The 26,859-nt window shown below is 52.3% G+C and carries 25 protein-coding genes and 2 tRNA genes; 20 read left to right on the forward strand and 7 right to left on the reverse strand.

The window, feature by feature from the left end:
- Positions 1 to 133 precede the first annotated feature (133 nt).
- Positions 134 to 210, forward strand: a tRNA-Asp gene (locus QZF50_RS03620).
- A gap of 8 nt (positions 211 to 218) precedes the next feature.
- Positions 219 to 294, forward strand: a tRNA-Trp gene (locus tag QZF50_RS03625).
- A gap of 95 nt (positions 295 to 389) precedes the next feature.
- Here QZF50_RS03625 and hdfR read toward each other — a convergent pair.
- A complete protein-coding gene (gene hdfR, locus QZF50_RS03630) occupies positions 390 to 1,229 on the reverse strand; it encodes an HTH-type transcriptional regulator HdfR (protein WP_000379246.1) in 840 nt (279 codons plus the stop codon).
- 118 nt (positions 1,230 to 1,347) lie between these two features.
- On the opposite strand from hdfR, the gene maoP reads away from it, so the two are divergent.
- Complete coding sequence (gene maoP / locus QZF50_RS03635) at positions 1,348 to 1,686, forward strand: macrodomain Ori organization protein MaoP (protein ID WP_000841001.1); 339 nt, start codon at positions 1,348 to 1,350, stop codon at positions 1,684 to 1,686.
- 24 nt (positions 1,687 to 1,710) lie between these two features.
- On the opposite strand, the gene QZF50_RS03640 is transcribed toward maoP, so the two are convergent.
- A complete protein-coding gene (locus QZF50_RS03640) occupies positions 1,711 to 3,231 on the reverse strand; it encodes a YifB family Mg chelatase-like AAA ATPase (protein WP_000058976.1) in 1,521 nt (506 codons plus the stop codon).
- A 352-nt stretch (positions 3,232 to 3,583) separates the two neighbouring features.
- Between QZF50_RS03640 and ilvL the strand changes: the two genes are divergently transcribed.
- The 7 genes from ilvL to ilvA all read left to right on the forward strand — a co-directional run bounded on the left by ilvL (position 3,584) and on the right by ilvA (position 10,139).
- Positions 3,584 to 3,682 (forward strand): ilv operon leader peptide, encoded by a 99-nt coding sequence (gene ilvL / locus QZF50_RS03645; RefSeq protein WP_001311244.1) that lies wholly within the window; start codon positions 3,584 to 3,586, stop codon positions 3,680 to 3,682.
- An 86-nt stretch (positions 3,683 to 3,768) separates the two neighbouring features.
- Positions 3,769 to 3,819: a peptide IlvX gene (gene ilvX, locus QZF50_RS03650; protein ID WP_001387183.1), complete on the forward strand. Its 51-nt coding sequence runs from the start codon at positions 3,769 to 3,771 to the stop codon at positions 3,817 to 3,819.
- Positions 3,820 to 3,821: 2 nt separating this feature from the next.
- Positions 3,822 to 5,468, forward strand: a complete 1,647-nt coding sequence (gene ilvG, locus QZF50_RS03655) for an acetolactate synthase 2 catalytic subunit (RefSeq protein ID WP_001012619.1) — start codon at positions 3,822 to 3,824, stop codon at positions 5,466 to 5,468.
- Positions 5,465 to 5,728: an acetolactate synthase 2 small subunit gene (gene ilvM / locus QZF50_RS03660; protein ID WP_000983255.1), complete on the forward strand. Its 264-nt coding sequence runs from the start codon at positions 5,465 to 5,467 to the stop codon at positions 5,726 to 5,728. Before ilvG ends, ilvM begins: the two co-directional genes overlap by 4 nt.
- Positions 5,729 to 5,747: 19 nt before the next feature.
- On the forward strand, positions 5,748 to 6,677 hold the full coding sequence (ilvE, locus tag QZF50_RS03665; RefSeq protein WP_000208520.1) for a branched-chain-amino-acid transaminase: 930 nt from the start codon (positions 5,748 to 5,750) through the stop codon (positions 6,675 to 6,677).
- Between the two features lie 64 nt (positions 6,678 to 6,741).
- On the forward strand, positions 6,742 to 8,592 hold the full coding sequence (ilvD, locus tag QZF50_RS03670; RefSeq protein WP_001127394.1) for a dihydroxy-acid dehydratase: 1,851 nt from the start codon (positions 6,742 to 6,744) through the stop codon (positions 8,590 to 8,592).
- A 2-nt stretch (positions 8,593 to 8,594) separates the two neighbouring features.
- Entirely contained in the window at positions 8,595 to 10,139 is a 1,545-nt protein-coding gene (gene ilvA, locus QZF50_RS03675; RefSeq protein WP_000785599.1) for a threonine ammonia-lyase, biosynthetic, read from the forward strand.
- Between the two features lie 51 nt (positions 10,140 to 10,190).
- On the opposite strand, the gene ilvY is transcribed toward ilvA, so the two are convergent.
- Positions 10,191 to 11,084 carry an HTH-type transcriptional activator IlvY gene (gene ilvY, locus QZF50_RS03680; protein WP_000365776.1) on the reverse strand — a complete coding sequence of 298 codons (894 nt, stop codon included), beginning with the start codon at positions 11,082 to 11,084 and terminating at the stop codon, positions 10,191 to 10,193.
- Positions 11,085 to 11,233: 149 nt separating this feature from the next.
- On the opposite strand from ilvY, the gene ilvC reads away from it, so the two are divergent.
- Positions 11,234 to 12,709 (forward strand): ketol-acid reductoisomerase, encoded by a 1,476-nt coding sequence (gene ilvC, locus QZF50_RS03685; RefSeq protein ID WP_000024951.1) that lies wholly within the window; start codon positions 11,234 to 11,236, stop codon positions 12,707 to 12,709.
- A gap of 86 nt (positions 12,710 to 12,795) precedes the next feature.
- Here ilvC and ppiC read toward each other — a convergent pair whose 3' ends face one another.
- Together ppiC and QZF50_RS03695 are read right to left on the reverse strand one after the other, a co-directional pair.
- The gene (gene ppiC, locus QZF50_RS03690; RefSeq protein WP_001140251.1) at positions 12,796 to 13,077 is read right to left on the reverse strand and encodes a peptidylprolyl isomerase PpiC; all 282 of its coding nucleotides are present in this window, start codon (positions 13,075 to 13,077) and stop codon (positions 12,796 to 12,798) included.
- Between the two features lie 198 nt (positions 13,078 to 13,275).
- Positions 13,276 to 13,725, reverse strand: coding sequence for a type II toxin-antitoxin system PemK/MazF family toxin (locus QZF50_RS03695; RefSeq protein ID WP_000996698.1), 450 nt, complete (start codon positions 13,723 to 13,725; stop codon positions 13,276 to 13,278).
- A 216-nt stretch (positions 13,726 to 13,941) separates the two neighbouring features.
- Here QZF50_RS03695 and rep point away from each other — a divergent pair, with 216 nt between their 5' ends.
- Positions 13,942 to 15,963, forward strand: coding sequence for a DNA helicase Rep (gene rep, locus QZF50_RS03700; RefSeq protein ID WP_001238890.1), 2,022 nt, complete (start codon positions 13,942 to 13,944; stop codon positions 15,961 to 15,963).
- Between the two features lie 46 nt (positions 15,964 to 16,009).
- Here rep and gppA read toward each other — a convergent pair whose 3' ends face one another.
- Together gppA and rhlB are read right to left on the reverse strand one after the other, a co-directional pair.
- Positions 16,010 to 17,494 carry a guanosine-5'-triphosphate,3'-diphosphate diphosphatase gene (gene gppA / locus QZF50_RS03705; RefSeq protein ID WP_001299253.1) on the reverse strand — a complete coding sequence of 495 codons (1,485 nt, stop codon included), beginning with the start codon at positions 17,492 to 17,494 and terminating at the stop codon, positions 16,010 to 16,012.
- Positions 17,495 to 17,627: 133 nt separating this feature from the next.
- Positions 17,628 to 18,893 (reverse strand): ATP-dependent RNA helicase RhlB, encoded by a 1,266-nt coding sequence (gene rhlB / locus QZF50_RS03710; protein ID WP_000047499.1) that lies wholly within the window; start codon positions 18,891 to 18,893, stop codon positions 17,628 to 17,630.
- Positions 18,894 to 19,023: 130 nt separating this feature from the next.
- Here rhlB and trxA point away from each other — a divergent pair, with 130 nt between their 5' ends.
- The 8 genes from trxA (at position 19,024) to rffG (ending at position 26,852) form a co-directional block, all read left to right on the forward strand.
- Positions 19,024 to 19,353 carry a thioredoxin TrxA gene (trxA, locus tag QZF50_RS03715; RefSeq protein WP_001350026.1) on the forward strand — a complete coding sequence of 110 codons (330 nt, stop codon included), beginning with the start codon at positions 19,024 to 19,026 and terminating at the stop codon, positions 19,351 to 19,353.
- 140 nt (positions 19,354 to 19,493) lie between these two features.
- Positions 19,494 to 19,595 (forward strand): rho operon leader peptide RhoL, encoded by a 102-nt coding sequence (rhoL, locus tag QZF50_RS03720; RefSeq protein ID WP_001295255.1) that lies wholly within the window; start codon positions 19,494 to 19,496, stop codon positions 19,593 to 19,595.
- Between the two features lie 84 nt (positions 19,596 to 19,679).
- Complete coding sequence (rho, locus tag QZF50_RS03725; protein ID WP_001054527.1) at positions 19,680 to 20,939, forward strand: transcription termination factor Rho; 1,260 nt, start codon at positions 19,680 to 19,682, stop codon at positions 20,937 to 20,939.
- A gap of 239 nt (positions 20,940 to 21,178) precedes the next feature.
- Positions 21,179 to 22,282 carry a UDP-N-acetylglucosamine--undecaprenyl-phosphate N-acetylglucosaminephosphotransferase gene (gene wecA / locus QZF50_RS03730; protein ID WP_290378431.1) on the forward strand — a complete coding sequence of 368 codons (1,104 nt, stop codon included), beginning with the start codon at positions 21,179 to 21,181 and terminating at the stop codon, positions 22,280 to 22,282.
- Between the two features lie 11 nt (positions 22,283 to 22,293).
- Entirely contained in the window at positions 22,294 to 23,340 is a 1,047-nt protein-coding gene (wzzE, locus tag QZF50_RS03735; protein ID WP_001299252.1) for an ECA polysaccharide chain length modulation protein, read from the forward strand.
- A 55-nt stretch (positions 23,341 to 23,395) separates the two neighbouring features.
- The gene (wecB, locus tag QZF50_RS03740) at positions 23,396 to 24,526 is read left to right on the forward strand and encodes a UDP-N-acetylglucosamine 2-epimerase (non-hydrolyzing) (protein ID WP_000866672.1); all 1,131 of its coding nucleotides are present in this window, start codon (positions 23,396 to 23,398) and stop codon (positions 24,524 to 24,526) included.
- Positions 24,523 to 25,785: a UDP-N-acetyl-D-mannosamine dehydrogenase gene (gene wecC / locus QZF50_RS03745; RefSeq protein ID WP_000006625.1), complete on the forward strand. Its 1,263-nt coding sequence runs from the start codon at positions 24,523 to 24,525 to the stop codon at positions 25,783 to 25,785. The genes wecB and wecC overlap by 4 nt, the downstream gene beginning before the upstream one ends.
- The gene (rffG, locus tag QZF50_RS03750; protein WP_001226587.1) at positions 25,785 to 26,852 is read left to right on the forward strand and encodes a dTDP-glucose 4,6-dehydratase; all 1,068 of its coding nucleotides are present in this window, start codon (positions 25,785 to 25,787) and stop codon (positions 26,850 to 26,852) included. Before wecC ends, rffG begins: the two co-directional genes overlap by 1 nt.
- The last annotated feature ends 7 nt before the right edge of the window (positions 26,853 to 26,859 follow it).

The raw sequence follows: 26,859 nt of genomic DNA on the forward strand, positions 1-26,859 counted from the left end.
TGCCGAACTCAGAAGTGAAACGCCGTAGCGCCGATGGTAGTGTGGGGTCTCCCCATGCGAGAGTAGGGAACTGCCAGGCATCAAATTAAGCAGTAAGCCGGTCATAAAACCGGTGGTTGTAAAAGAATTCGGTGGAGCGGTAGTTCAGTCGGTTAGAATACCTGCCTGTCACGCAGGGGGTCGCGGGTTCGAGTCCCGTCCGTTCCGCCACCCTAATTAGGGGCGTAGTTCAATTGGTAGAGCACCGGTCTCCAAAACCGGGTGTTGGGAGTTCGAGTCTCTCCGCCCCTGCCAGAAATCATCCTTAGCGAAAGCTAAGGATTTTTTTTATCTGAAATAACCCTCTCCGAAGTAAATCCTTCTACCGGCATCCTTGCCAGCCATTCATATTAATACACTTCATCCAGCACGTTAATTTTCAAAAGATCGCGAATCAACGTATTTTTATCGCTATTTTGCAGCCATATGGCATAAAGCGGCCGTGAAAGTGTTGTGCTATCGACAACGGTATGCAGGCCGCCTTTTTTACGCGCCCAGCTGACGGGTAGCCAGGTGCAACCATTAAGCATCGCAATCTGTTGCTGTGCCAGTTCAGCAGAACTGGTTGTCAGAATGGGCACTTCGTCAGCACCGATCAAACCTGCCTCATGCTGTTGAAAATCTGGCCCCCACTCAAGTCGCAGATAATTAAGATCTCCCTTTAGTTTTGAAGGGGCACTGGTATAAAGCGCTAAAGTGAAATATCCCAGCAACTGACTACTAAATTCGTCCATTTTGGGCGCTTCAGTGGTAATAAGAAGATCAAGCTGGCGTTCATGCAGCTGTTTTACCAGAGACTGCCGTTGGGCAATTCGCGCTTCGAACTGTAAGCCTGTATGGGCATCCTGATTTTGATACAAACGTCCCAGCCACTGATTAAGCATACATTCCCACAATGAGGCGCTGGCACCGATAGAAAACTCGTTATGTCGTGAGGTATGCGCCACCTCCTTGCGGGCGGCCTGCCAGGTGCTCATGAGCGTTTCTGCATAAGGCAGTAGTTTTTCACCGGCAGCGGTTAAACGGATATTGTTTCTGTGGCGGGTGAAAAGGTTCACACCCAGTTGATTTTCCAGTTGTCTGATTCGAAAGCTCACTGCTGACTGGGTCAGATAGAGCGATTCAGCCGCTCGACCAAAGTGACGCGTTCGGCTAACTTCCAGGAAAGTTTTTAACAATTCCGTATCCACAGTGCTCTCCGCAAAATTATTTGTCGTTATAATTTAAATGTTTTGTTTTACACTCTGTCAAGCGTAACTAATACTCCGCGCCATAACTAGCTCGGTCAAAGAATTAGGAGCGTGCAGGATGGCGGAAAGCTTTACGACGACTAATCGATATTTCGACAATAAACATTATCCACGTGGATTCTCTCGTCATGGTGATTTCACCATCAAAGAGGCACAACTGCTTGAGCGTCATGGTTATGCCTTCAATGAGTTGGATCTTGGCAAACGCGAGCCGGTTACCGAGGAAGAGAAACTCTTCGTAGCAGTATGCCGTGGCGAACGTGAGCCAGTGACAGAAGCAGAACGCGTGTGGTCCAAGTATATGACGCGTATTAAGCGTCCAAAACGTTTTCACACCCTTTCCGGCGGTAAACCGCAGGTTGAAGGTGCTGAAGACTACACCGATTCTGATGATTAATAAAAAGGGCGAAATGCCCTTTTTTTATGTCAGTAGTTTTTGCAGATGGATGAGCAAACGGTCAATCGCACGATAGCTAACTGCCTCCTGCAAATGCTGACGTGTGATAATGTCAGACTGATCAATATCAGCAATGGTTCGTGCAACTTTCAATAACCGCTGCCAGGCACGAATCGATAACCCCAGATGGATCAGTGTTCCTTCCAACCACATCGCATCTTCGCTCTCAAGTTTGCAGAATTGGCGTATTTCCGGACTATCCAGCCAGGCATTCAGTTTATTCTGCCGCTTAAATTGGCGCTCTCTGGCGGCCATTACGCGTTGTTTAACGGTGGCGCTGCTTTCTCCCGGCACTACCGTTTTACTCAAAATGCCGGGGGGTGGTAATGGGATCTCCAGTGAGAGATCGAAGCGGTCGAGAAAGGGCCCCGAGAGCCGGTTGAGATAACGTAATGTCTGTTCTGGCGTGCAGCGGTTATGGTTTCCCTGATAATGTCCGGTAGGGCTGGGATTCATCGCCGCGACAAGCTGGAAACGGGCTGGATAGGTTATTTTTGCTCGTGTGCGTGAAAGATGGATCTGCCCGGATTCAATCGGCTCTCGCAAGGCATCCAGTGTACGCCGTTCAAATTCAGGTAGCTCATCAAGAAAAAGCACGCCGTTATGCGCCAACGAAATTTCACCTGGCCCTGGAATTGCACCACCGCCCACCATCGCAGTTAACGACGCACTGTGATGAGGTGAGCGGAACGGGCGCTGCCGCCATTGTTTTTGTACTGATTCAGCATTTACCAGACTTAATATCGCAGCGCTCTCCAGTGCCTCTTCATTGCTTAAATCTGGCAACAGGCCATTAATACGGCTGGCGAGCATTGTTTTACCTGTTCCCGGCGGCCCAATCAGTAAAAGGTTGTGCCCGCCAGCGGCGGTAATTTCCAGTCCTCGCTTTCCTTGTTCCTGACCGACAACATCACTGAGATCATGTTGTAGCGCCCGGGATACTGCATCAGTTGGTTTCGGGCGTTCGAGAGCGTGCTTACCTTCCAGAAACGCACAGACAGCTTGCAGATGATCGGCTATCAGGCATCCTTCACCGTTAATTAGCCCCACTTCATCTTCGTTATCTTTCGCGACGATAATTTTTCTGCCCGACTTAATAGCTTCAGTTGCACTGGAGATTGCACCGGGAACGCCACGCAGAGCGCCTGTAAGAGCCAGTTCTCCGACTAATTCATATTCATCTAACTTATTGGCTGTAAGCTGTTCTGAGGCCGCCAGCAACGCAATGGCGATAGGTAAATCATATCGTCCCCCTTCTTTTGGCAGATCGGCTGGAGCCAGGTTGATGGTGATTTTTTTCGCCGGATATTCATATCCGCTATTGATAATGGCGCTGCGCACGCGATCGCGAGCTTCTTTTACCGTTGTTTCTGGTAAGCCCACCATCGTTAAGCCGGGTAGACCTTTACTGATATGTACCTCAACAGTGATCGGGGGTGCATTTACTCCCAGGGCTGCGCGGGTATGAACAATTGACAGTGACATAAGCCCTCCTTGAGTCACCATTATGTGCATAAGATATCGCTGCTGTAGCCCGCTAATTCGTGAATTTTAGTGGCTGATTCCTGTTTATTTGTGCAAGTGAAGTTGAGTTGTTCTGGCGGTGGAATGATGCTCGCAAAAATGCAGCGGACAAAGGATGAACTACGAGGAAGGGAACAACATTCATACTGAAATTGAATTTTTTTCACTCAATATTTTATTTTTAAAAAACAACAATTTATATTGAAATTATTAAACGCATCATAAAAATCGGCCAAAAAATATCTTGTACTATTTACAAAACCTATGGTAACTCTTTAGGCATTCCTTCGAACAAGATGCAAGAAAAGACAAAATGACAGCCCTTCTACGAGTGATTAGCCTGGTCGTGATTAGCGTGGTGGTGATTATTATCCCACCGTGCGGGGCTGCACTTGGACGAGGAAAGGCTTAGAGATCAAGCCTTAACGAACTAAGACCCCCGCACCGAAAGGTCCGGGGGTTTTTTTTGACCTTAAAAACATAACCGAGGAGCAGACAATGAATAACAGCACAAAATTCTGTTTCTCAAGATTCAGGACGGGGAACTAACTATGAATGGCGCACAGTGGGTGGTACATGCGTTGCGGGCACAGGGTGTGAACACCGTTTTCGGTTATCCGGGTGGCGCAATTATGCCGGTTTACGATGCATTGTATGACGGCGGCGTGGAGCACTTGCTGTGCCGACATGAGCAGGGTGCGGCAATGGCGGCTATCGGTTATGCCCGTGCTACCGGCAAAACTGGCGTATGTATCGCCACGTCTGGTCCGGGCGCAACCAACCTGATAACCGGGCTTGCGGACGCACTGTTAGATTCTATCCCTGTTGTTGCCATCACCGGTCAAGTGTCCGCACCGTTTATCGGCACTGACGCATTTCAGGAAGTGGATGTCCTGGGATTGTCGTTAGCCTGTACCAAGCACAGCTTTCTGGTGCAGTCGCTGGAAGAATTGCCGCGCATCATGGCTGAAGCATTCGACGTTGCCAGCTCAGGTCGTCCTGGTCCGGTTCTGGTCGATATCCCAAAAGATATCCAGCTAGCCAGCGGTGACCTGGAACCGTGGTTCACCACCGTTGAAAACGAAGTGACTTTCCCACATGCCGAAGTCGAGCAAGCGCGCCAGATGCTGGCAAAAGCGCAAAAACCGATGCTGTACGTTGGTGGTGGCGTGGGTATGGCGCAGGCAGTTCCTGCTTTACGAGAATTTCTCGCTACCACAAAAATGCCTGCCACCTGCACGCTGAAAGGGCTGGGCGCAGTTGAAGCAGATTATCCGTACTATCTGGGCATGCTGGGAATGCATGGCACCAAAGCGGCGAACTTCGCGGTGCAGGAGTGCGACTTGCTGATCGCCGTGGGTGCACGTTTTGATGACCGGGTGACCGGCAAACTGAACACCTTCGCACCACACGCCAGTGTTATCCATATGGATATCGACCCGGCAGAAATGAACAAGCTGCGTCAGGCACATGTGGCATTACAAGGTGATTTAAATGCTCTGTTACCAGCATTACAGCAGCCGTTAAATATCAATGACTGGCAGCTACACTGCGCGCAGCTGCGTGATGAACATGCCTGGCGTTACGACCATCCCGGTGACGCTATCTACGCGCCATTGTTGTTAAAACAACTGTCGGATCGTAAACCTGCGGATTGCGTCGTGACCACAGATGTGGGGCAGCACCAGATGTGGGCTGCGCAGCACATCGCCCATACTCGCCCGGAAAATTTCATCACCTCCAGCGGCTTAGGCACCATGGGTTTCGGTTTACCGGCGGCGGTTGGCGCGCAAGTCGCGCGACCGAACGATACCGTCGTCTGTATCTCCGGTGACGGCTCTTTCATGATGAATGTACAAGAGCTGGGCACCGTAAAACGTAAGCAGTTACCGTTGAAAATCGTCTTACTCGATAACCAACGGTTAGGGATGGTTCGACAATGGCAGCAACTGTTTTTCCAGGAACGATATAGCGAAACCACCCTTACCGATAACCCCGATTTTCTCATGTTAGCCAGCGCCTTCGGCATCCCTGGCCAACACATCACCCGTAAAGACCAGGTTGAAGCGGCACTCGACACCATGCTGAACAGTGATGGGCCATACCTGCTTCATGTCTCAATCGACGAACTTGAGAACGTCTGGCCGCTGGTGCCGCCTGGTGCCAGTAATTCAGAAATGTTGGAGAAATTATCATGATGCAACATCAGGTCAATGTATCGGCTCGCTTCAATCCGGAAACCTTAGAACGTGTTTTACGCGTGGTGCGTCATCGTGGTTTCCACGTCTGCTCAATGAATATGGCCGCCGCCAGCGATGCACAAAATATAAATATCGAATTGACCGTTGCCAGCCCACGGTCGGTCGACTTACTGTTTAGTCAGTTAAATAAACTGGTGGACGTCGCACACGTTGCCATCTGCCAGAGCACAACCACATCACAACAAATCCGCGCCTGAGCGCAAAAGGAATATAAAAATGACCACGAAGAAAGCTGATTACATTTGGTTCAATGGGGAGATGGTTCGCTGGGAAGACGCGAAGGTGCATGTGATGTCGCACGCGCTGCACTATGGCACTTCGGTTTTTGAAGGCATCCGTTGCTACGACTCGCACAAAGGACCGGTTGTATTCCGCCATCGTGAGCATATGCAGCGTCTGCATGACTCCGCCAAAATCTATCGCTTCCCGGTTTCGCAGAGCATTGATGAGCTGATGGAAGCTTGTCGTGACGTGATCCGCAAAAATAATCTCACCAGCGCCTATATCCGTCCGCTGATCTTCGTTGGTGATGTTGGCATGGGAGTAAACCCGCCAGCGGGATACTCAACCGACGTGATTATCGCTGCTTTCCCGTGGGGAGCGTATCTGGGCGCAGAAGCGCTGGAGCAGGGGATCGATGCGATGGTTTCCTCCTGGAACCGCGCAGCACCAAACACCATCCCGACGGCGGCAAAAGCCGGTGGTAACTACCTCTCTTCCCTGCTGGTGGGTAGCGAAGCGCGCCGCCACGGTTATCAGGAAGGTATCGCGCTGGATGTGAACGGTTATATCTCTGAAGGCGCAGGCGAAAACCTGTTTGAAGTGAAAGATGGTGTGCTGTTCACCCCACCGTTCACCTCCTCCGCGCTGCCGGGTATTACCCGTGATGCCATCATCAAACTGGCGAAAGAGCTGGGAATTGAAGTACGTGAGCAGGTGCTGTCGCGCGAATCCCTGTACCTGGCGGATGAAGTGTTTATGTCCGGTACGGCGGCAGAAATCACGCCAGTGCGCAGCGTAGACGGTATTCAGGTTGGCGAAGGCCGTTGTGGCCCGGTTACCAAACGCATTCAGCAAGCCTTCTTCGGCCTCTTCACTGGCGAAACCGAAGATAAATGGGGCTGGTTAGATCAAGTTAATCAATAAATACAAAAAATGGGACGGCACGCACCGTCCCATTTACGAGACAGACACTGGGAGTAAATAAAGTATGCCTAAGTACCGTTCCGCCACCACCACTCATGGTCGTAATATGGCGGGTGCTCGTGCGCTGTGGCGCGCCACCGGAATGACCGACGCCGATTTTGGCAAGCCGATTATCGCGGTTGTGAACTCGTTCACCCAATTTGTACCGGGTCACGTCCATCTGCGCGATCTCGGTAAACTGGTCGCCGAACAAATTGAAGCGGCTGGCGGCGTTGCCAAAGAGTTCAACACCATTGCGGTGGATGATGGGATTGCCATGGGCCACGGGGGGATGCTTTATTCACTGCCATCTCGCGAACTGATCGCTGATTCCGTTGAGTATATGGTCAACGCCCACTGCGCCGACGCCATGGTCTGCATCTCTAACTGCGACAAAATCACCCCGGGGATGCTGATGGCTTCCCTGCGCCTGAATATTCCGGTGATCTTTGTTTCCGGCGGCCCGATGGAGGCCGGGAAAACCAAACTGTCCGATCAGATAATCAAACTCGATCTGGTTGATGCGATGATCCAGGGCGCAGACCCGAAAGTTTCTGACTCCCAGAGCGATCAGGTTGAACGTTCCGCGTGTCCGACCTGCGGCTCCTGCTCCGGGATGTTTACCGCTAACTCAATGAACTGCCTGACCGAAGCGCTGGGTCTGTCGCAGCCGGGCAACGGCTCGCTGCTGGCAACCCACGCCGACCGTAAGCAGTTGTTCCTCAATGCCGGTAAACGCATTGTTGAATTGACCAAACGTTACTACGAGCAAAACGACGAAAGTGCACTGCCGCGCAATATTGCTAGCAAAGCGGCGTTTGAAAACGCCATGACGCTGGATATCGCGATGGGTGGATCGACTAACACCGTACTTCACCTGCTGGCGGCGGCGCAGGAAGCGGAAATCGACTTCACCATGAGTGATATCGATAAGCTTTCCCGCAAGGTTCCACAGCTGTGTAAAGTTGCGCCGAGCACCCAGAAATACCATATGGAAGATGTTCACCGTGCTGGTGGTGTTATCGGTATTCTCGGCGAACTGGATCGCGCGGGGTTACTGAACCGTGATGTGAAAAACGTACTTGGCCTGACGTTGCCGCAAACGCTGGAACAATACGACGTTATGCTGACCCAGGATGACGCGGTAAAAAATATGTTCCGCGCAGGTCCTGCAGGCATTCGTACCACACAGGCATTCTCGCAGGATTGCCGTTGGGATTCTCTCGATGACGATCGCGCCAATGGCTGTATCCGCTCGCTGGAACACGCCTACAGCAAAGACGGCGGCCTGGCGGTGCTCTACGGTAATTTCGCAGAAAACGGCTGCATCGTTAAAACCGCGGGCGTCGATGACAGCATCCTCAAATTCACCGGCCCGGCGAAAGTGTACGAAAGCCAGGACGACGCGGTAGAAGCGATCCTCGGTGGCAAAGTTGTCGCGGGCGATGTGGTGGTGATCCGCTATGAAGGCCCGAAAGGCGGCCCTGGCATGCAGGAAATGCTCTACCCAACCAGCTTCCTGAAATCAATGGGTCTCGGTAAAGCCTGTGCGCTGATCACCGACGGTCGTTTCTCTGGCGGCACCTCTGGTCTTTCCATCGGCCACGTCTCACCGGAAGCGGCAAGCGGCGGCAGCATTGGTCTGATTGAAGATGGTGACCTGATCGCTATCGACATCCCGAACCGTGGCATTCAGTTACAGGTAAGCGATGCCGAACTGGCGGCGCGTCGTGAAGCGCAGGAAGCTCGGGGTGACAAAGCCTGGACGCCGAAAAACCGTGAACGTCAGGTTTCCTTTGCCCTGCGCGCCTACGCCAGCCTGGCAACCAGCGCCGACAAAGGTGCGGTGCGCGATAAATCGAAACTGGGGGGTTAATAATGGCTGACTCGCAACCCCTGTCCGGTGCTCCGGAAGGTGCCGAATATTTAAGAGCAGTGCTGCGCGCGCCGGTTTACGAGGCGGCGCAGGTTACGCCGCTACAAAAAATGGAAAAACTGTCGTCGCGTCTTGATAACGTCATTCTGGTGAAGCGCGAAGATCGCCAGCCAGTGCACAGCTTTAAGCTGCGCGGCGCATACGCCATGATGGCGGGCCTGACGGAAGAACAAAAAGCGCACGGCGTGATCACTGCTTCTGCGGGTAACCACGCGCAGGGCGTCGCGTTTTCTTCTGCGCGGTTAGGCGTGAAGGCCCTGATCGTTATGCCAACCGCCACCGCCGACATCAAAGTCGATGCGGTACGTGGATTCGGCGGCGAAGTGCTGCTTCATGGCGCGAACTTTGACGAAGCGAAAGCTAAAGCGATCGAACTGTCACAGCAGCAGGGGTTCACCTGGGTGCCGCCGTTCGACCATCCGATGGTGATTGCCGGGCAAGGCACGCTGGCGCTGGAACTGCTCCAGCAGGACGCCCATCTCGACCGCGTATTTGTGCCAGTCGGCGGCGGCGGTCTGGCGGCGGGCGTTGCGGTGCTGATCAAACAACTGATGCCACAAATCAAAGTGATCGCCGTAGAAGCGGAAGACTCCGCCTGCCTGAAAGCAGCGCTGGATGCGGGTCATCCGGTTGATCTGCCGCGCGTAGGGCTATTTGCTGAAGGCGTAGCGGTAAAACGCATCGGTGACGAAACCTTCCGTTTATGCCAGGAGTATCTCGACGACATCATCACCGTCGATAGTGATGCGATCTGTGCGGCGATGAAGGATTTATTCGAAGATGTGCGCGCGGTGGCGGAACCCTCTGGCGCGCTGGCGCTGGCGGGAATGAAAAAATATATCGCCCAGCACAACATTCGCGGCGAACGGCTGGCGCATATTCTTTCCGGTGCCAACGTGAACTTCCACGGCCTGCGCTACGTCTCGGAACGCTGCGAACTGGGCGAACAGCGTGAAGCGTTGTTGGCGGTGACCATTCCGGAAGAAAAAGGCAGCTTCCTCAAATTCTGCCAACTGCTTGGCGGGCGATCGGTCACCGAGTTCAACTACCGTTTTGCCGATGCCAAAAACGCCTGCATCTTTGTCGGCGTGCGCCTGAGCCGCGGCCTCGAAGAGCGCAAAGAAATTTTGCAGATGCTCAACGACGGCGGCTACAGCGTGGTGGATCTCTCCGACGACGAAATGGCGAAGTTGCATGTGCGCTATATGGTCGGCGGGCGTCCGTCACATCCGTTGCAGGAACGCCTCTACAGCTTCGAATTCCCGGAATCACCGGGCGCGCTGCTGCGCTTCCTCAACACGCTGGGTACGCACTGGAACATTTCTTTGTTCCACTATCGCAGCCATGGCACCGACTACGGGCGCGTACTGGCGGCGTTCGAACTTGGCGACCATGAACCGGATTTCGAAACCCGGCTGAATGAGCTGGGCTACGATTGCCACGACGAAACCAATAACCCGGCGTTCAGGTTCTTTTTGGCGGGTTAGGGAAAAATGCCTGATAGCGCTTCGCTTATCAGGCCTACCCGCGCGACAACGTCATTTGTGGTTCGGCAAAATCCTCCAGAACGCCTCAATCAGCGGCTCATGCAGCCGCTTTTTTTGTGCACACACGCCCAGTTCAAACGGCGTTTTTTCATCGCTGCGCTCTAAAATCATCACGCGGTTACGCACCGGTTCGGGGCTGTTTTCCAGCACTACTTCCGGCAACAGCGCCACACCACAGCCGAGCGCCACCATCGATACCATCGCTTCATGCCCGCCAACCGTGGCGTAAATCATCGGGTTGCTGATTTTATTGCGTCGAAACCACAGTTCAATGCGGCGACGCACCGGTCCCTGATCGGCCATGATAAACGGCACTGTAGACCAGTCCGGCTTCTCTGCCGAAACCTGGTTACGCACCGGGCAGGGCAGCGCGGGCGCAATCAGCACTACTGCCAGATTCTCCAGCATCGAAAACGCCACAGCGCCGGGTAGCGTCTCCGGTTTCCCGGCAATCGCCAGATCCGCTTCTCCCGTGACCACTTTTTCCATTGCATCTGCCGCATCACCAGTGGTGAGTTTGATCTCCACCGACGGGTGTTCCGCGCGGAAGCGATCCAGAATCGGCGGCAGATGGCTGTAGGCAGCGGTCACCGAGCAGAAGATATGTAATTCGCCAGAGAGCGACGGCCCTTGCTGATCGATGGTGTGGCGCAATTGCTGATACTGCAACAGCGTTTGCTGGGCGAAAACGCGCAGCTCTTCGCCCGCTTCCGTCAGCGTTACCGTGCGGTTATCGCGCACAAATAGCGGCTGACCAAGATCTTCTTCCAGGCGCTGAATCTGCCGTGAGAGCGTGGATGGGCTAACGTGCATCGCCCGCGCGCTGCGGCCAAAATGGCGGCTTTCCGCCAGATGCAGGAAGGTTTTCAGATCGCGTAAATCCAATGGCGCAGCCCTCGATGTTGACGTTGCAAAAATTGCAATGTGACGTTGTGAATATATCAATTTCCGCAATAAATTTCCTGTCATATAGTGAATTCAATCTCGCAAACGCGAACCGAACAATAAGAAGCACAACATCACGAGGAATCACCATGGCTAACTACTTCAATACACTGAATCTGCGTCAGCAGCTGGCACAGCTGGGCAAATGTCGCTTTATGGGGCGCGATGAATTCGCCGATGGCGCGAGCTACCTTCAGGGTAAAAAAGTAGTCATCGTCGGCTGTGGCGCACAGGGTCTGAACCAGGGCCTGAACATGCGTGATTCTGGTCTGGATATCTCCTACGCTCTGCGTAAAGAAGCGATTGCCGAGAAGCGCGCGTCCTGGCGTAAAGCGACCGAAAACGGTTTTAAAGTTGGTACTTACGAAGAACTGATCCCGCAGGCGGATCTGGTGGTTAACCTGACGCCGGACAAGCAGCACTCTGATGTAGTGCGCACCGTACAGCCACTGATGAAAGACGGCGCGGCGCTGGGTTACTCGCACGGTTTCAACATCGTCGAAGTGGGCGAGCAGATCCGTAAAGATATCACCGTAGTCATGGTTGCGCCGAAATGCCCTGGCACCGAAGTGCGTGAAGAGTACAAACGTGGATTCGGCGTACCGACGCTGATTGCCGTTCACCCGGAAAACGATCCGAAAGGCGAAGGTATGGCGATCGCTAAAGCATGGGCGGCAGCAACCGGTGGTCACCGTGCGGGCGTGCTGGAATCGTCCTTCGTTGCGGAAGTGAAATCTGACCTGATGGGTGAGCAAACCATCCTGTGCGGTATGTTGCAGGCTGGCTCGCTGCTGTGCTTCGACAAGCTGGTGGAAGAGGGCACCGATCCGGCATACGCAGAAAAACTAATTCAGTTCGGTTGGGAAACCATCACCGAAGCGCTGAAGCAGGGCGGCATCACCCTGATGATGGACCGTCTCTCTAACCCGGCGAAACTGCGTGCTTATGCGCTTTCTGAACAGCTGAAAGAGATCATGGCACCGCTGTTCCAGAAACATATGGACGACATCATCTCCGGCGAATTCTCTTCCGGTATGATGGCGGACTGGGCCAACGATGATAAGAAACTGCTGACCTGGCGTGAAGAGACCGGCAAAACCGCGTTTGAAACCGCGCCGCAGTATGAAGGCAAAATCGGCGAGCAGGAGTACTTCGATAAAGGCGTACTGATGATCGCGATGGTGAAAGCGGGCGTTGAACTGGCGTTCGAAACCATGGTCGATTCCGGCATCATTGAAGAGTCTGCATATTATGAATCACTGCACGAGCTGCCGCTGATTGCCAACACCATCGCCCGTAAGCGTCTGTACGAAATGAACGTGGTTATCTCTGATACCGCTGAGTACGGTAACTATCTGTTCTCTTACGCTTGTGTGCCGTTGCTGAAACCGTTTATGGCAGAGCTGCAACCGGGCGACTTGGGTAAAGCTATTCCGGAAGGCGCGGTAGATAACGCGCAACTGCGTGATGTGAACGAAGCGATTCGCAGCCATGCGATTGAGCAGGTAGGTAAGAAACTGCGCGGCTATATGACAGATATGAAACGTATTGCTGTTGCGGGTTAAGTGCGCGCTGATGCCCTCACCCCGACCCTCTCCCACAGGGAGAGGGAGAAAACACTCAAGGCCTTCTCCTGGAGAAGGCCTTGCTATTAGTTGCGGTACAGCACCTTAATGATGTGGTAACCGAACTGGGTGTGCAGCGGGCCGGTCGGCTCCAGTACCGGACAAGAGAAAACCACTTTATCGAACGCCGGAACCATCTGACCCTGGCGGAATTCACCTAAATCGCCGCCGCGTTTGCCTGATGGGCAAATGGAGTGTTTCTTCGCCAGCTTGCCGAAATCGGCACCGTTCTTAATCTGCTCGAGAAGATCCAGAGCCAGTTTCTCTTCTTTTACAAGGATATGCAGTGCTGCTGCTGTTTTTGCCATGATCGTGCCTTGAGTGAATAATTGTCAGGCGGCGATTTTAGCATGATCCGCAGATGCTAACGTAATTGTCAGTCAGGGAGGGGCTGGTACATATATGGCAAAAGCCCGGAAAATCCGGGCTTCGCAGGTCCCTCAAGGGGAGAAAACTTAGGGCCTCTATGGGCTACAGAGTCATTATCGGGGATGGTGATTTTATTGTCAATTTATGAGCGATATGGCATTGATTGACTTGATGACCGCCCTCTGTATGTCTGCAACCAACTCATGTGGCAAACATTGATTAAGATACCCTCTGTAAGTCCTTGCTCTGTTTAATCGGTTTCGACTGACTTGTTGTACCAGGTCGGCTTTGGCCCAACGAATCTGCTGATCAAAGAATTGCAGGTCATTGATAACATTACTGGCTATTTCAACATGCATTCCACGATTTAACTTGTCATGATCGCGAGTGGTTGATAATGGAACGACGATACATGCGTTGCCATTAATTTTTCCGTTGAGCACGACAACTAACCTGTTTTTTATCATTTCAGGAGGAATGCGGCCATCGTAATACGTGGTGCTGAACTGTCCATTCTGGCTAACAGGATAGTTACCAAAGTTGCATTCCAGTATTTCACCAACCTTAGGGCTGAAATTAATCGCCACGAGTAAACCTCTCCTTAGTAAACTCTGAAAAAGTAATAACACAACGTTACGACCCGATATTTTCTAAGTCTAATGGATTCACGATGAACTCCGGTTTCGGTCTTCCCTCTCTGATTTAAACATCCGCAGCCAACCGGTTAGCGGCTTACACGCGGTCACATTCAAATGCGATTCTGCTACAATCCTCCCCCCGTTCGAAGATTGAGCAATACACCTATGCGTCTAAACCCCGGCCAACAACAAGCTGTCGAATTCGTTACCGGCCCCTGCCTGGTGCTGGCGGGCGCGGGTTCCGGTAAAACTCGTGTGATCACCAATAAAATCGCCCATCTGATCCGCGGTTGCGGTTATCAGGCGCGACATATCGCGGCGGTGACCTTTACCAATAAGGCGGCGCGCGAGATGAAAGAGCGTGTCGGACAGACGCTGGGTCGCAAAGAGGCGCGTGGGCTGATGATCTCAACCTTCCACACGCTGGGGCTGGATATCATCAAGCGTGAGTATGCGGCGCTGGGGATGAAGGCGAACTTTTCGCTGTTTGACGATACCGATCAGCTGGCGTTGCTCAAAGAGTTGACCGAAGGGCTGATTGAAGATGACAAAGTTCTCCTGCAACAGTTGATTTCGACCATCTCTAACTGGAAGAACGATCTCAAAACACCGTCCCAGGCGGCAGCCAGTGCGATTGGCGAGCGGGACCGTATTTTTGCCCATTGTTATGGGCTGTATGATGCACACCTGAAAGCGTGCAATGTTCTCGACTTCGATGATCTTATTTTATTGCCGACGTTGCTGCTGCAACGCAATGAAGAAGTCCGCGAGCGCTGGCAGAACAAAATTCGCTATCTGCTGGTGGATGAGTATCAGGACACCAACACCAGCCAGTATGAGCTGGTGAAACTGCTGGTGGGCAGCCGCGCGCGCTTTACCGTGGTGGGCGATGACGACCAGTCGATCTACTCCTGGCGCGGCGCACGTCCACAAAACCTGGTGCTGCTGAGTCAGGATTTTCCGGCGCTGAAGGTGATTAAGCTTGAGCAGAACTACCGCTCTTCCGGACGTATTTTGAAAGCGGCGAACATCCTGATCGCCAATAATCCGCACGTCTTTGAAAAGCGTCTGTTCTCCGAACTGGGTTACGGCACAGAGCTAAAAGTTTTAAGCGCGAATAACGAGGAACATGAAGCCGAGCGCGTTACTGGCGAGCTGATCGCCCATCACTTCGTCAATAAAACGCAGTACAAAGATTACGCCATTCTTTATCGCGGTAACCATCAGTCGCGGGTGTTTGAAAAATTCCTGATGCAAAACCGCATCCCGTACAAAATTTCTGGTGGTACGTCGTTTTTCTCTCGTCCTGAAATCAAGGACTTGCTGGCTTATCTGCGCGTGCTGACTAACCCGGACGATGACAGCGCATTTCTGCGTATCGTTAACACGCCGAAGCGAGAGATTGGCCCGGCGACGCTGAAAAAGCTGGGTGAGTGGGCGATGACGCGCAATAAAAGCATGTTTACCGCCAGCTTTGATATGGGCCTGAGTCAGACGCTTAGCGGACGTGGTTATGAAGCATTGACCCGCTTTACTCACTGGTTGGCAGAAATCCAGCGTCTGGCGGAGCGGGAGCCGATTGCCGCGGTGCGCGATCTGATCCACGGCATGGATTATGAATCCTGGCTGTACGAAACATCGCCCAGCCCGAAAGCCGCCGAAATGCGCATGAAGAACGTCAACCAACTGTTTAGCTGGATGACGGAGATGCTGGAAGGCAGCGAACTGGATGAGCCGATGACGCTCACCCAGGTGGTGACGCGCTTTACTTTGCGCGACATGATGGAGCGTGGTGAGAGTGAAGAAGAGCTGGATCAGGTGCAACTGATGACTCTGCACGCGTCAAAAGGGCTGGAGTTTCCTTATGTCTACATGGTCGGTATGGAAGAAGGGTTTTTGCCGCACCAGAGCAGTATCGATGAAGATAATATCGATGAGGAGCGGCGGCTGGCCTATGTCGGCATTACCCGCGCCCAGAAGGAATTGACCTTTACGCTGTGTAAAGAACGCCGTCAGTACGGCGAACTGGTGCGCCCGGAGCCGAGCCGCTTTTTGCTGGAGCTGCCGCAGGATGATCTGATTTGGGAACAGGAGCGCAAAGTGGTCAGCGCCGAAGAACGGATGCAGAAAGGGCAAAGCCATCTGGCGAATCTGAAAGCGATGATGGCGGCAAAACGAGGGAAATAATCAAGGCCGGAAAAGATGCGTCAGCATCGCATCCGGCACTTACTCATTAATGCACTTCCAGCGGCCAGTGGACATAGCTCTGCCACTGGCTTTCCTGAGCAATAATCTCTTTACCCAGCGGATGTTGGGTTAGCCAACCTTGCGGAAGCGTCAAGGTCAACAGTTCATGGTTAGCCTGTAATGTCATCTCTGGCACGAGATCGTCACGGCGACGGCTGGCAAAAATGATGGCCAGGCGGAGTAAACGGCAGAGTTGTTCTGCGACGCGCGGAGGTACGGCATTTTGCTGATGCAGCGATGAGAGATCGACCGGATTAGTCTGGTTGAGCAGTAGCGTCGCCAGCAATTTTTTCTGTGCGGGGGTAAAACCGGGAAGATCCAGATTACGCACCAGATAAGCAGCGTGTTGCGGCGCTTGTTTAAAGTCAACGCTCAGGCCGATTTCATGAAGCTGACAGGCGCTGATGAGCAAATCGCGGCTTATTGCTTCAAGATGCCATTCCTTTTCCACCTGATCGAAGAAGTTAGCCGCAACTTTGGCTACGCGCTGCGCCTGATCAATATCGATCATAAAGCGGCGCTGAATATTACGCAGCGTACGGCTGCGAATATCCTGCTCGACGGCCAGATGCAACATGCCGTAGACCAGGCCTTCACGCAGCGCACCGCCCGCCAGGGTCATACACTGAATATTCAGTTCGGTAAAAATGGCGATCAGGATCGCCAGACCACTCGGGAACACTAACGCACGTTCCAGCGTCAGCCCGTCAATCTCCAGTTCCTCCAGCCGACCGCAATGAATGGCTCGCTGTTTCAATTGCTGCAACTTTTCCAGGGTAATGCGTTCATCCATCCCCTGTGCCATCATGATTTCCTGTAACGCCTGCACGGTGCCGGAAGCACCAACGCACACTTTCCAGCCGTGATACCGTAATTCATCGGCAACCGGACGTAACACTTCGCGTGCCGCTTTTTCTGCAGCATCAAAATTTTCCTGCCCCAGATTACGATCGGCAAAATAGCGTTCCAGCCAGGTGACGCAGCCCATCGACAGGCTGAACAACGAGGTGGTTTGTGCACCCGTGCCGGTTACCAGTTCAGTACTGGCACCGCCTATATCCACCACCAGGCGCTGATCGGCACCGCCAGTTGTGTGAGCAACGCCCTGATAAATCAGACGTGCTTCCTCTTCACCGCTGATCACCTGTACCGGACAACCGAGGATTTCCTGCGCTTTGGCAATAAAATCACCCGCATTGACGGCAAGACGTAATGTCGCCGTAGCGACAACGCGAATTTGCGAGGGAGGGATATCTTGCAGACGTTCAGCAAACAGGCGCAGACATTGCCAACCGCGCTCCATTGCTTCATTAGACAGGGCATTTTCGCTATTCAGGCCAGCAGCCAGACGCACTTTGCGTTTTATTCGCGTCAGCGTCTGGATGCTTCCAGCCACCTCGCGCACAACCAGCATATGAAAACTATTCGAACCGAGATCAATGGCTGCATACAGCGACGAGGTGGAACCCATACTCTTCATCCTTCAATCTGTCTCTGTGTTGGCTGCATTCTTTCACCTGAATCACTTACTACAGTATGCTCATCGGGATTCATTCTCTTGCCATCTTGATACAGTTTGAATGATTTTGAGTATGACATTTTATTTAACCTGAACGACGACGATTACGCGGAGCGCCAGTACGACGCGGACCATTGCCTGTACGTGGGCGCGTGAGGCGCAGCGGTTTTGGCAGATCGGTCATCAATGCGTCCGGATTGTATTTGCTTACCGGAATTGAGTGACCAATATAGGTTTCAATAGCAGGTAAATTCAATGCATACTCTTCACACGCCAGGCTGATAGAGTGACCGCTTGCGCCTGCGCGACCTGTACGACCAATACGGTGAACGTAATCTTCACAGTCATCGGGTAAATCGTAGTTAAAGACGTGCGTCACTGCCGGAATATGCAAACCACGCGCGGCAACGTCGGTGGCAACCAGAATATCCAGATCGCCACGGGTAAATTCATCAAGAATACGCAGACGTTTTTTCTGCGCGACATCGCCTGTCAACAAACCGACACGATGACCATCTGCCGCCAGGTGGCCCCAGATCTCTTCACAACGGTGTTTGGTATTGGCGAAAATAATCGCTCTGTCTGGCCACTCTTCTTCGATCAGCGTTTGCAGCAAACGCATTTTTTCTTCGTTAGAAGGGTAGAAAAGCTCTTCTTTAATACGGTGGCCCGTTTTCTGTTCCGGTTCCACTTCAATATATTCGGCATTGTTCATCTGCTCAAACGCCAGTTCACGTACCCGGTACGAAAGCGTGGCGGAGAACAGCATGTTGAGGCGCTGGTTTGCAGGCGGCATACGGCGGAACAGCCAGCGGATATCTTTAATAAAGCCCAGATCGTACATGCGATCGGCTTCGTCCAGTACCACTACCTGAATGGCACCGAGGTTAATATGGTTCTGCTTGGCATAGTCAATTAAACGACCCGTGGTGCCAATCAGAATGTCAACGCCGCTTTCCAGCACTTTCAGCTGTTTGTCGTAGCCATCACCACCGTAAGCCAGACCCAGCTTCAGGCCAGTAGCTTCCGCCAGCGGTTCTGCGTCGGCATGGATCTGCACGGCAAGTTCACGCGTCGGTGCCATAATTAAGGCACGCGGTTGATTCACCTTGCGATCGGCAATCGCAGGATGAGAGAGAAGATAATGAAACGTTGACGTAAGAAACGCCATCGTTTTCCCGGTACCGGTTTGCGCCTGCCCGGCTACGTCACGACCCGCCAGCGTCAGCGGAAGGGCCAGTGCCTGAATGGGCGTACAGTTATGAAACCCTTTTTTTTCAAGGGCTTCTACAACCTTCGGATGCAGGGCGAAGTCGGAAAACTTCTGTTCTGTTAAATGTGTTTTGCTCATAGTGTGGTAGAATATCAGCTTACTATTGCTTTACGAAAGCGTATCCGGTGAAATAAAGTCAACCTTTAGTTGGTTAATGTTACACCAACAACGAAACCAACACGCCAGGCTTATTCCTGTGGAGTTATATATGAGCGATAAAATTATTCACCTGACTGACGACAGTTTTGACACGGATGTACTCAAAGCGGACGGGGCGATCCTCGTCGATTTCTGGGCAGAGTGGTGCGGTCCGTGCAAAATGATCGCCCCGATTCTGGATGAAATCGCTGACGAATATCAGGGCAAACTGACCGTTGCAAAACTGAACATCGATCAAAACCCTGCCACTGCGCCGAAATATGGCATCCGTGGTATCCCGACTCTGCTGCTGTTCAAAAACGGTGAAGTGGCGGCAACCAAAGTGGGCGCACTGTCTAAAGGTCAGTTGAAAGAGTTCCTCGACGCTAACCTGGCGTAAGGGAATTTCATGTTCGGGTGCCCCGTCGCTAAAAACTGGACGCCCGGCGTGAGTCATGCTAACTTAGTGTTGACTTCGTATTAAACATACCTTATTAAGTTTGAATCTTGTAATTTCCAACGCTTCCCGTTTTATCTTAAATGCGAAGTGAACAGATTTCTGGCTCGTCACTCAATCCGTCTTGTCGTTTCAGTTCTGCGTACTCTCCTGTGACCAGGCAGCGAAAAGACATGAGTCGATGACCGTAAACAGGCATGGATGATCCTGCCATACCATTCACAACATTAAGTTCGAGATTTACCCCAAGTTTAAGAACTCACACCACTATGAATCTTACCGAATTAAAGAATACGCCGGTTTCTGAGCTGATCACTCTCGGCGAAAATATGGGGCTGGAAAACCTGGCTCGCATGCGTAAGCAGGACATTATTTTTGCCATCCTGAAGCAGCACGCAAAGAGTGGCGAAGATATCTTTGGTGATGGTGTACTGGAGATATTGCAGGATGGATTTGGTTTCCTCCGTTCCGCAGACAGCTCCTACCTCGCCGGTCCTGATGACATCTACGTTTCCCCTAGCCAAATCCGCCGTTTCAACCTCCGCACTGGTGATACCATCTCTGGTAAGATTCGCCCGCCGAAAGAAGGTGAACGCTATTTTGCGCTGCTGAAAGTTAACGAAGTTAACTTCGACAAACCTGAAAACGCCCGCAACAAAATCCTCTTTGAGAACTTAACCCCGCTGCACGCAAACTCTCGTCTGCGTATGGAACGTGGTAACGGTTCTACGGAAGATTTAACCGCTCGCGTACTGGATCTGGCATCACCTATCGGTCGTGGTCAGCGTGGTCTGATTGTGGCACCGCCGAAAGCCGGTAAAACCATGCTGCTGCAGAACATTGCCCAGAGCATTGCTTACAACCACCCGGATTGTGTGCTGATGGTTCTGCTAATCGACGAACGTCCGGAAGAAGTAACCGAGATGCAGCGACTGGTAAAAGGTGAAGTTGTTGCTTCTACCTTTGACGAACCCGCATCTCGCCACGTTCAGGTTGCGGAAATGGTGATCGAGAAGGCCAAACGCCTGGTTGAGCACAAGAAAGACGTTATCATTCTGCTCGACTCCATCACCCGTCTGGCGCGTGCCTACAACACTGTCGTTCCGGCGTCAGGTAAAGTGTTGACCGGTGGTGTGGACGCCAATGCCCTGCATCGTCCGAAACGCTTCTTCGGTGCGGCGCGTAACGTGGAAGAGGGCGGCAGCCTGACCATCATCGCTACCGCGCTTATCGATACCGGTTCCAAGATGGACGAAGTTATCTACGAAGAGTTTAAAGGTACAGGCAACATGGAACTGCACCTTTCTCGTAAGATTGCTGAAAAACGCGTCTTCCCGGCTATCGACTACAACCGTTCCGGTACCCGTAAAGAAGAACTGCTCACTACTCAGGAAGAACTGCAGAAAATGTGGATCCTGCGCAAAATCATTCACCCGATGGGCGAAATCGATGCAATGGAATTCCTCATTAATAAACTGGCAATGACCAAGACCAATGACGATTTCTTCGAAATGATGAAACGCTCATAAATTTGTCTTATGCCAAAAACGCCACGTGTTTACGTGGCGTTTTGCTTTTATATCTGTAATCTTAATGCCGCGCTGGCGATGTTAGGAAAATTCCTGGAATTTGCTGGCATGTTATGCAATTTGCATATCAAATGGTTAATTTTTGCACAAGACTGGTGGGTTCGGAACGGACTTTCCCTTCTGAATAAAGGTCTTCGTGGTTATACTTCTGCTAATAATTTTCTCTGAGAGCATGCATTGTGAATTTACTGACAGTGAGTACTGATCTCATCAGTATTTTTTTATTCACGACACTGTTTCTGTTTTTTGCCCGTAAGGTGGCAAAAAAAGTCGGTTTAGTGGATAAACCAAACTTCCGCAAACGTCACCAGGGGTTGATACCACTCGTTGGGGGTATTTCGGTTTACGCAGGGATTTGCTTCACGTTCGGAATTGTCGATTACTATATTCCGCATGCATCTCTCTATCTCGCTTGTGCCGGTGTGCTTGTTTTCATTGGCGCGCTGGATGACCGTTTTGATATCAGCGTAAAAATCCGTGCCACCATACAGGCCGCTGTTGGCATTGTTATGATGGTGTTTGGCAACCTTTATCTCAGTAGCCTGGGTTATATCTTTGGCTCCTGGGAGATGGTGCTCGGACCGTTTGGTTACTTCCTGACGCTATTTGCCGTCTGGGCGGCCATTAATGCCTTCAACATGGTTGATGGCATTGATGGCTTGCTGGGCGGGTTGTCCTGCGTCTCGTTTGCAGCAATCGGTATGATTTTGTGGTTCGACGGGCAAACCAGCCTCGCAATCTGGTGCTTTGCGATGATCGCCGCCATCCTGCCATATATCATGCTTAACCTTGGTATCCTGGGTCGCCGCTACAAAGTCTTTATGGGTGATGCGGGCAGTACGCTGATTGGTTTTACCGTTATCTGGATCCTGCTCGAAACGACCCAGGGCAAAACCTATCCCATCAGCCCGGTTACCGCTTTGTGGATAATCGCCATTCCGCTAATGGATATGGTGGCGATTATGTACCGTCGCCTGCGTAAAGGCATGAGCCCATTCTCTCCTGACCGTCAGCATATTCACCATTTGATCATGCGTGCCGGGTTTACTTCCCGTCAGGCGTTTGTGCTGATTACCATTGCCGCAGCACTGCTCGCTTCCATTGGCGTGCTGGCAGAATATTCTCATTTTGTCCCGGAGTGGGTCATGCTGGTGCTCTTTTTGCTAGCATTCTTCCTCTATGGATATTGCATTAAGCGTGCCTGGAAAGTTGCTCGCTTTATTAAGCGCGTAAAACGCAGACTGCGTAGAAATCGTGGTGGCAGCCCCAATTTAACCAAATAAATGAGGATGTGATGACACAACCAATGCCTGGGAAACCGGCCGAAGACGCTGAAAATGAACTGGATATTCGTGGGTTGTTTCGTACCTTGTGGGCTGGGAAGCTATGGATTATTGGCATGGGGCTGGCGTTTGCGTTAATCGCGCTGGCGTATACTTTTTTTGCTCGTCAGGAGTGGAGCGCGACGGCGATTACCGATCGTCCAACGGTGAATATGCTGGGGGGATATTACTCGCAGCAGCAATTTTTGCGTAACCTGGATGCCCGTTCAAACATGGCTTCTGCCGACCAACCATCGGTCATGGACGAAGCCTATAAAGAGTTTGTTATGCAACTGGCCTCGTGGGATACCCGCAGAGAGTTCTGGCTGCAAACCGACTATTACAAACAGCGGATGGTGGGCAACAGCAAAGCCGATGCGGCGTTGCTGGATGAAATGATTAACAACATCCAGTTTATCCCCGGAGACTTTACCCGCGCGGTCAATGACAGCGTGAAGCTTATTGCCGAAACCGCGCCTGACGCTAATAACCTGTTACGTCAGTATGTTGCTTTTGCCAGCCAGCGTGCAGCCAGCCATCTGAATGATGAGCTGAAAGGCGCATGGGCGGCACGCACCATCCAGATGAAAGCTCAGGTGAAGCGTCAGGAAGAGGTGGCGAAAGCCATCTACGACCGCCGGATGAACAGCATTGAGCAGGCGCTGAAAATTGCTGAGCAGCATAATATTTCGCGCAGTGCGACAGATGTGCCTGCCGAGGAATTACCTGATTCAGAAATGTTCCTGCTTGGGCGTCCAATGCTCCAGGCTCGACTGGAAAATTTACAGGCCGTCGGTCCGGCCTTTGATCTCGACTATGATCAGAATCGGGCCATGTTAAACACCCTGAATGTTGGTCCAACCCTGGATCCGCGTTTTCAGACCTATCGCTATTTGCGTACGCCGGAAGAACCGGTAAAACGCGATAGCCCACGTCGTGCCTTCCTGATGATTATGTGGGGCATTGTCGGGGGGCTGATCGGGGCTGGTGTCGCATTAACCCGCCGTTGCTCGAAATAGCAACACTGCTGCGGCGAGCGCAAAGGCGCTCGCCGCTTATTCGAAGAGAATCGATGTGAAAGTACTGACTGTATTTGGTACGCGCCCGGAAGCCATCAAGATGGCTCCGTTGGTGCATGCGTTGGCAAAAGATCCTTTTTTTGAGGCTAAAGTTTGCGTCACTGCGCAGCATCGGGAGATGCTCGATCAGGTGCTGAAACTCTTTTCCATTGTACCTGACTACGATCTCAACATAATGCAGCCAGGACAGGGCCTGACAGAGATAACCTGTCGGATTCTGGAAGGGCTAAAACCTATTCTTGCCGAGTTCAAACCAGACGTCGTGCTGGTTCACGGCGACACAACAACGACGCTGGCAACCAGCCTGGCGGCGTTTTATCAGCGTATTCCTGTTGGTCACGTTGAGGCTGGTTTACGCACGGGCGATCTCTATTCGCCGTGGCCGGAAGAGGCTAACCGTACATTGACCGGGCATCTGGCGATGTATCACTTCTCTCCAACCGAAACTTCCCGGCAAAACTTGCTGCGTGAAAACGTTGCGGATAGCCGAATCTTCATTACTGGTAATACAGTCATTGATGCACTGTTATGGGTGCGTGATCAGGTGATGAGCAGCGACACGCTGCGTTCAGAACTGGCGGCAAATTACCCGTTTATCGACCCCGATAAAAAGATGATTCTGGTGACCGGTCACAGGCGTGAAAGTTTCGGTCGTGGCTTTGAAGAAATCTGCCACGCGCTGGCAGACATCGCCACCACGCACCAGGACATCCAGATTGTCTATCCGGTGCATCTCAACCCGAACGTCAGAGAGCCGGTCAATCGCATTCTGGGGCATGTGAAAAATGTCATTCTGATCGATCCCCAGGAGTATTTACCGTTTGTCTGGCTGATGAACCACGCCTGGCTGATTTTGACCGACTCAGGCGGCATTCAGGAAGAAGCGCCTTCGCTGGGGAAACCGGTGCTGGTGATGCGCGATACCACTGAGCGTCCGGAAGCGGTGACGGCGGGTACGGTGCGTCTGGTAGGCACGGATAAGCAGCGAATTGTCGAGGAAGTGACGCGTCTTTTAAAAGACGAAAACGAATATCAAACTATGAGCCGCGCCCATAACCCGTATGGTGATGGTCAGGCATGCTCTCGCATTCTGGAAGCGTTAAAAAATAATCGGATATCACTATGAGTTTTGCGACCATTTCTGTTATCGGACTGGGTTACATCGGGCTGCCTACAGCAGCAGCGTTTGCCTCACGGCAAAAACAGGTGATTGGTGTCGATATCAACCAACACGCGGTTGATACCATCAATCGTGGCGAAATCCATATCGTCGAGCCTGATTTGGCGAGCGTAGTAAAAACTGCCGTAGAAGGCGGTTTTTTACGAGCGAGCACGACGCCAGTTGAAGCGGATGCCTGGCTGATTGCTGTACCCACGCCGTTTAAAGGCGATCATGAGCCAGATATGACCTACGTTGAATCGGCTGCTCGCTCCATTGCGCCAGTGCTGAAAAAAGGCGCGCTGGTGATCCTTGAATCCACCTCGCCGGTGGGGTCAACCGAGAAGATGGCAGAATGGTTAGCAGAGATGCGTCCGGATCTCACTTTCCCACAGCAGGTGGGCGAGCAGGCGGACGTCAACATTGCTTACTGCCCGGAACGCGTGTTACCGGGCCAGGTTATGGTCGAGCTGATTAAAAACGATCGCGTGATTGGTGGTATGACGCCGGTTTGTTCGACCCGCGCCAGCGAACTGTACAAAATTTTCCTCGAAGGTGAGTGTGTCGTCACTAACTCGCGGACGGCGGAAATGTGTAAGCTCACCGAAAACAGCTTCCGCGATGTGAATATCGCTTTTGCTAATGAATTGTCGCTGATTTGTGCCGATCAGGGGATTAACGTCTGGGAACTGATTCGCCTGGCGAATCGTCACCCTCGCGTTAATATTCTTCAGCCTGGCCCTGGCGTGGGCGGTCACTGCATTGCTGTTGATCCGTGGTTTATCGTGGCACAGAACCCCCAGCAGGCGCGGCTTATCCGTACCGCGCGCGAAGTTAACGATCACAAACCGTTCTGGGTTATCGATCAGGTGAAAGCGGCGGTTGCCGACTGCCTTGCTGCTACCGATAAACGCGCCAGTGAACTGAAAATCGCCTGCTTTGGTCTGGCGTTTAAACCGAATATTGATGACCTGCGCGAAAGCCCGGCGATGGAAATCGCTGAACTGATCGCCCAGTGGCATAGCGGCGAAACTCTGGTTGTTGAGCCTAACATCCACCAGTTGCCGAAAAAACTGACCGGGCTTTGTACTCTGGCGCAGCTTGACGAGGCGCTGGCAACGGCAGACGTGCTGGTGATGCTGGTCGATCATAGTCAGTTCAAAGTTATCAATGGCGACAATGTCCATCAGCAGTATGTCGTCGATGCCAAAGGAGTCTGGCGCTGATGAGAAAAATTCTGATAACAGGTGGTGCCGGGTTTATTGGCTCGGCGCTGGTGCGTTATATCATCAACGAAACGAGCGATGCGGTGGTAGTGGTCGATAAGCTGACCTACGCCGGAAACCTGATGTCGCTGGCACCGGTCGCGCAAAGCGAGCACTTTGCCTTTGAGAAAGTTGATATCTGCGATCGGGCAGAACTGGCACGCGTATTCACTGAGCATCAGCCAGACTGTGTCATGCATCTGGCAGCCGAAAGCCATGTTGACCGTTCTATTGACGGCCCGGCAGCGTTTATTGAAACCAACATTGTCGGGACTTATACATTGCTTGAAGCGGCGCGGGCTTACTGGAATACGCTGACGGAAGATAAAAAATCAGCGTTCCGTTTTCATCATATCTCCACCGACGAAGTATATGGTGACCTGCACTCGACGGATGATTTCTTCACCGAAACCACGCCGTATGCGCCGAGCAGCCCTTATTCCGCGTCAAAAGCCAGCAGCGACCATCTGGTGCGCGCCTGGCTGCGGACCTACGGTCTGCCGACGCTGATCACCAACTGCTCGAATAACTACGGTCCTTACCACTTTCCGGAAAAACTGATCCCGCTGATGATCCTCAACGCGCTGGCGGGTAAACCGCTGCCGGTATATGGCAACGGGCAGCAAATCCGTGACTGGCTGTATGTGGAAGATCACGCCCGCGCGCTGTATTGCGTGGCGACCACCGGGAAAGTCGGTGAAACCTATAATATTGGTGGTCACAACGAGCGTAAGAATCTCGATGTTGTGGAAACCATTTGCGAGCTGCTGGAAGAACTGGCTCCGAACAAGCCGCACGGCGTGGCGCACTATCGTGACTTGATCACCTTTGTCGCTGACCGTCCGGGGCATGATCTGCGTTATGCCATTGATGCTTCGAAAATTGCCCGTGAACTTGGTTGGCTGCCACAGGAAACCTTTGAAAGTGGAATGCGTAAAACGGTGCAGTGGTATCTGGCTAATGAAAGCTGGTGGAAGCAGGTGCAGGACGGCAGCTATCAGGGCGAGCGTTTAGGTCTGAAAGGCTAATTTTCAG

This window comes from uncultured Escherichia sp. (assembly GCF_948475835.1).
Lineage (GTDB): Bacteria > Pseudomonadota > Gammaproteobacteria > Enterobacterales > Enterobacteriaceae > ECMA0423.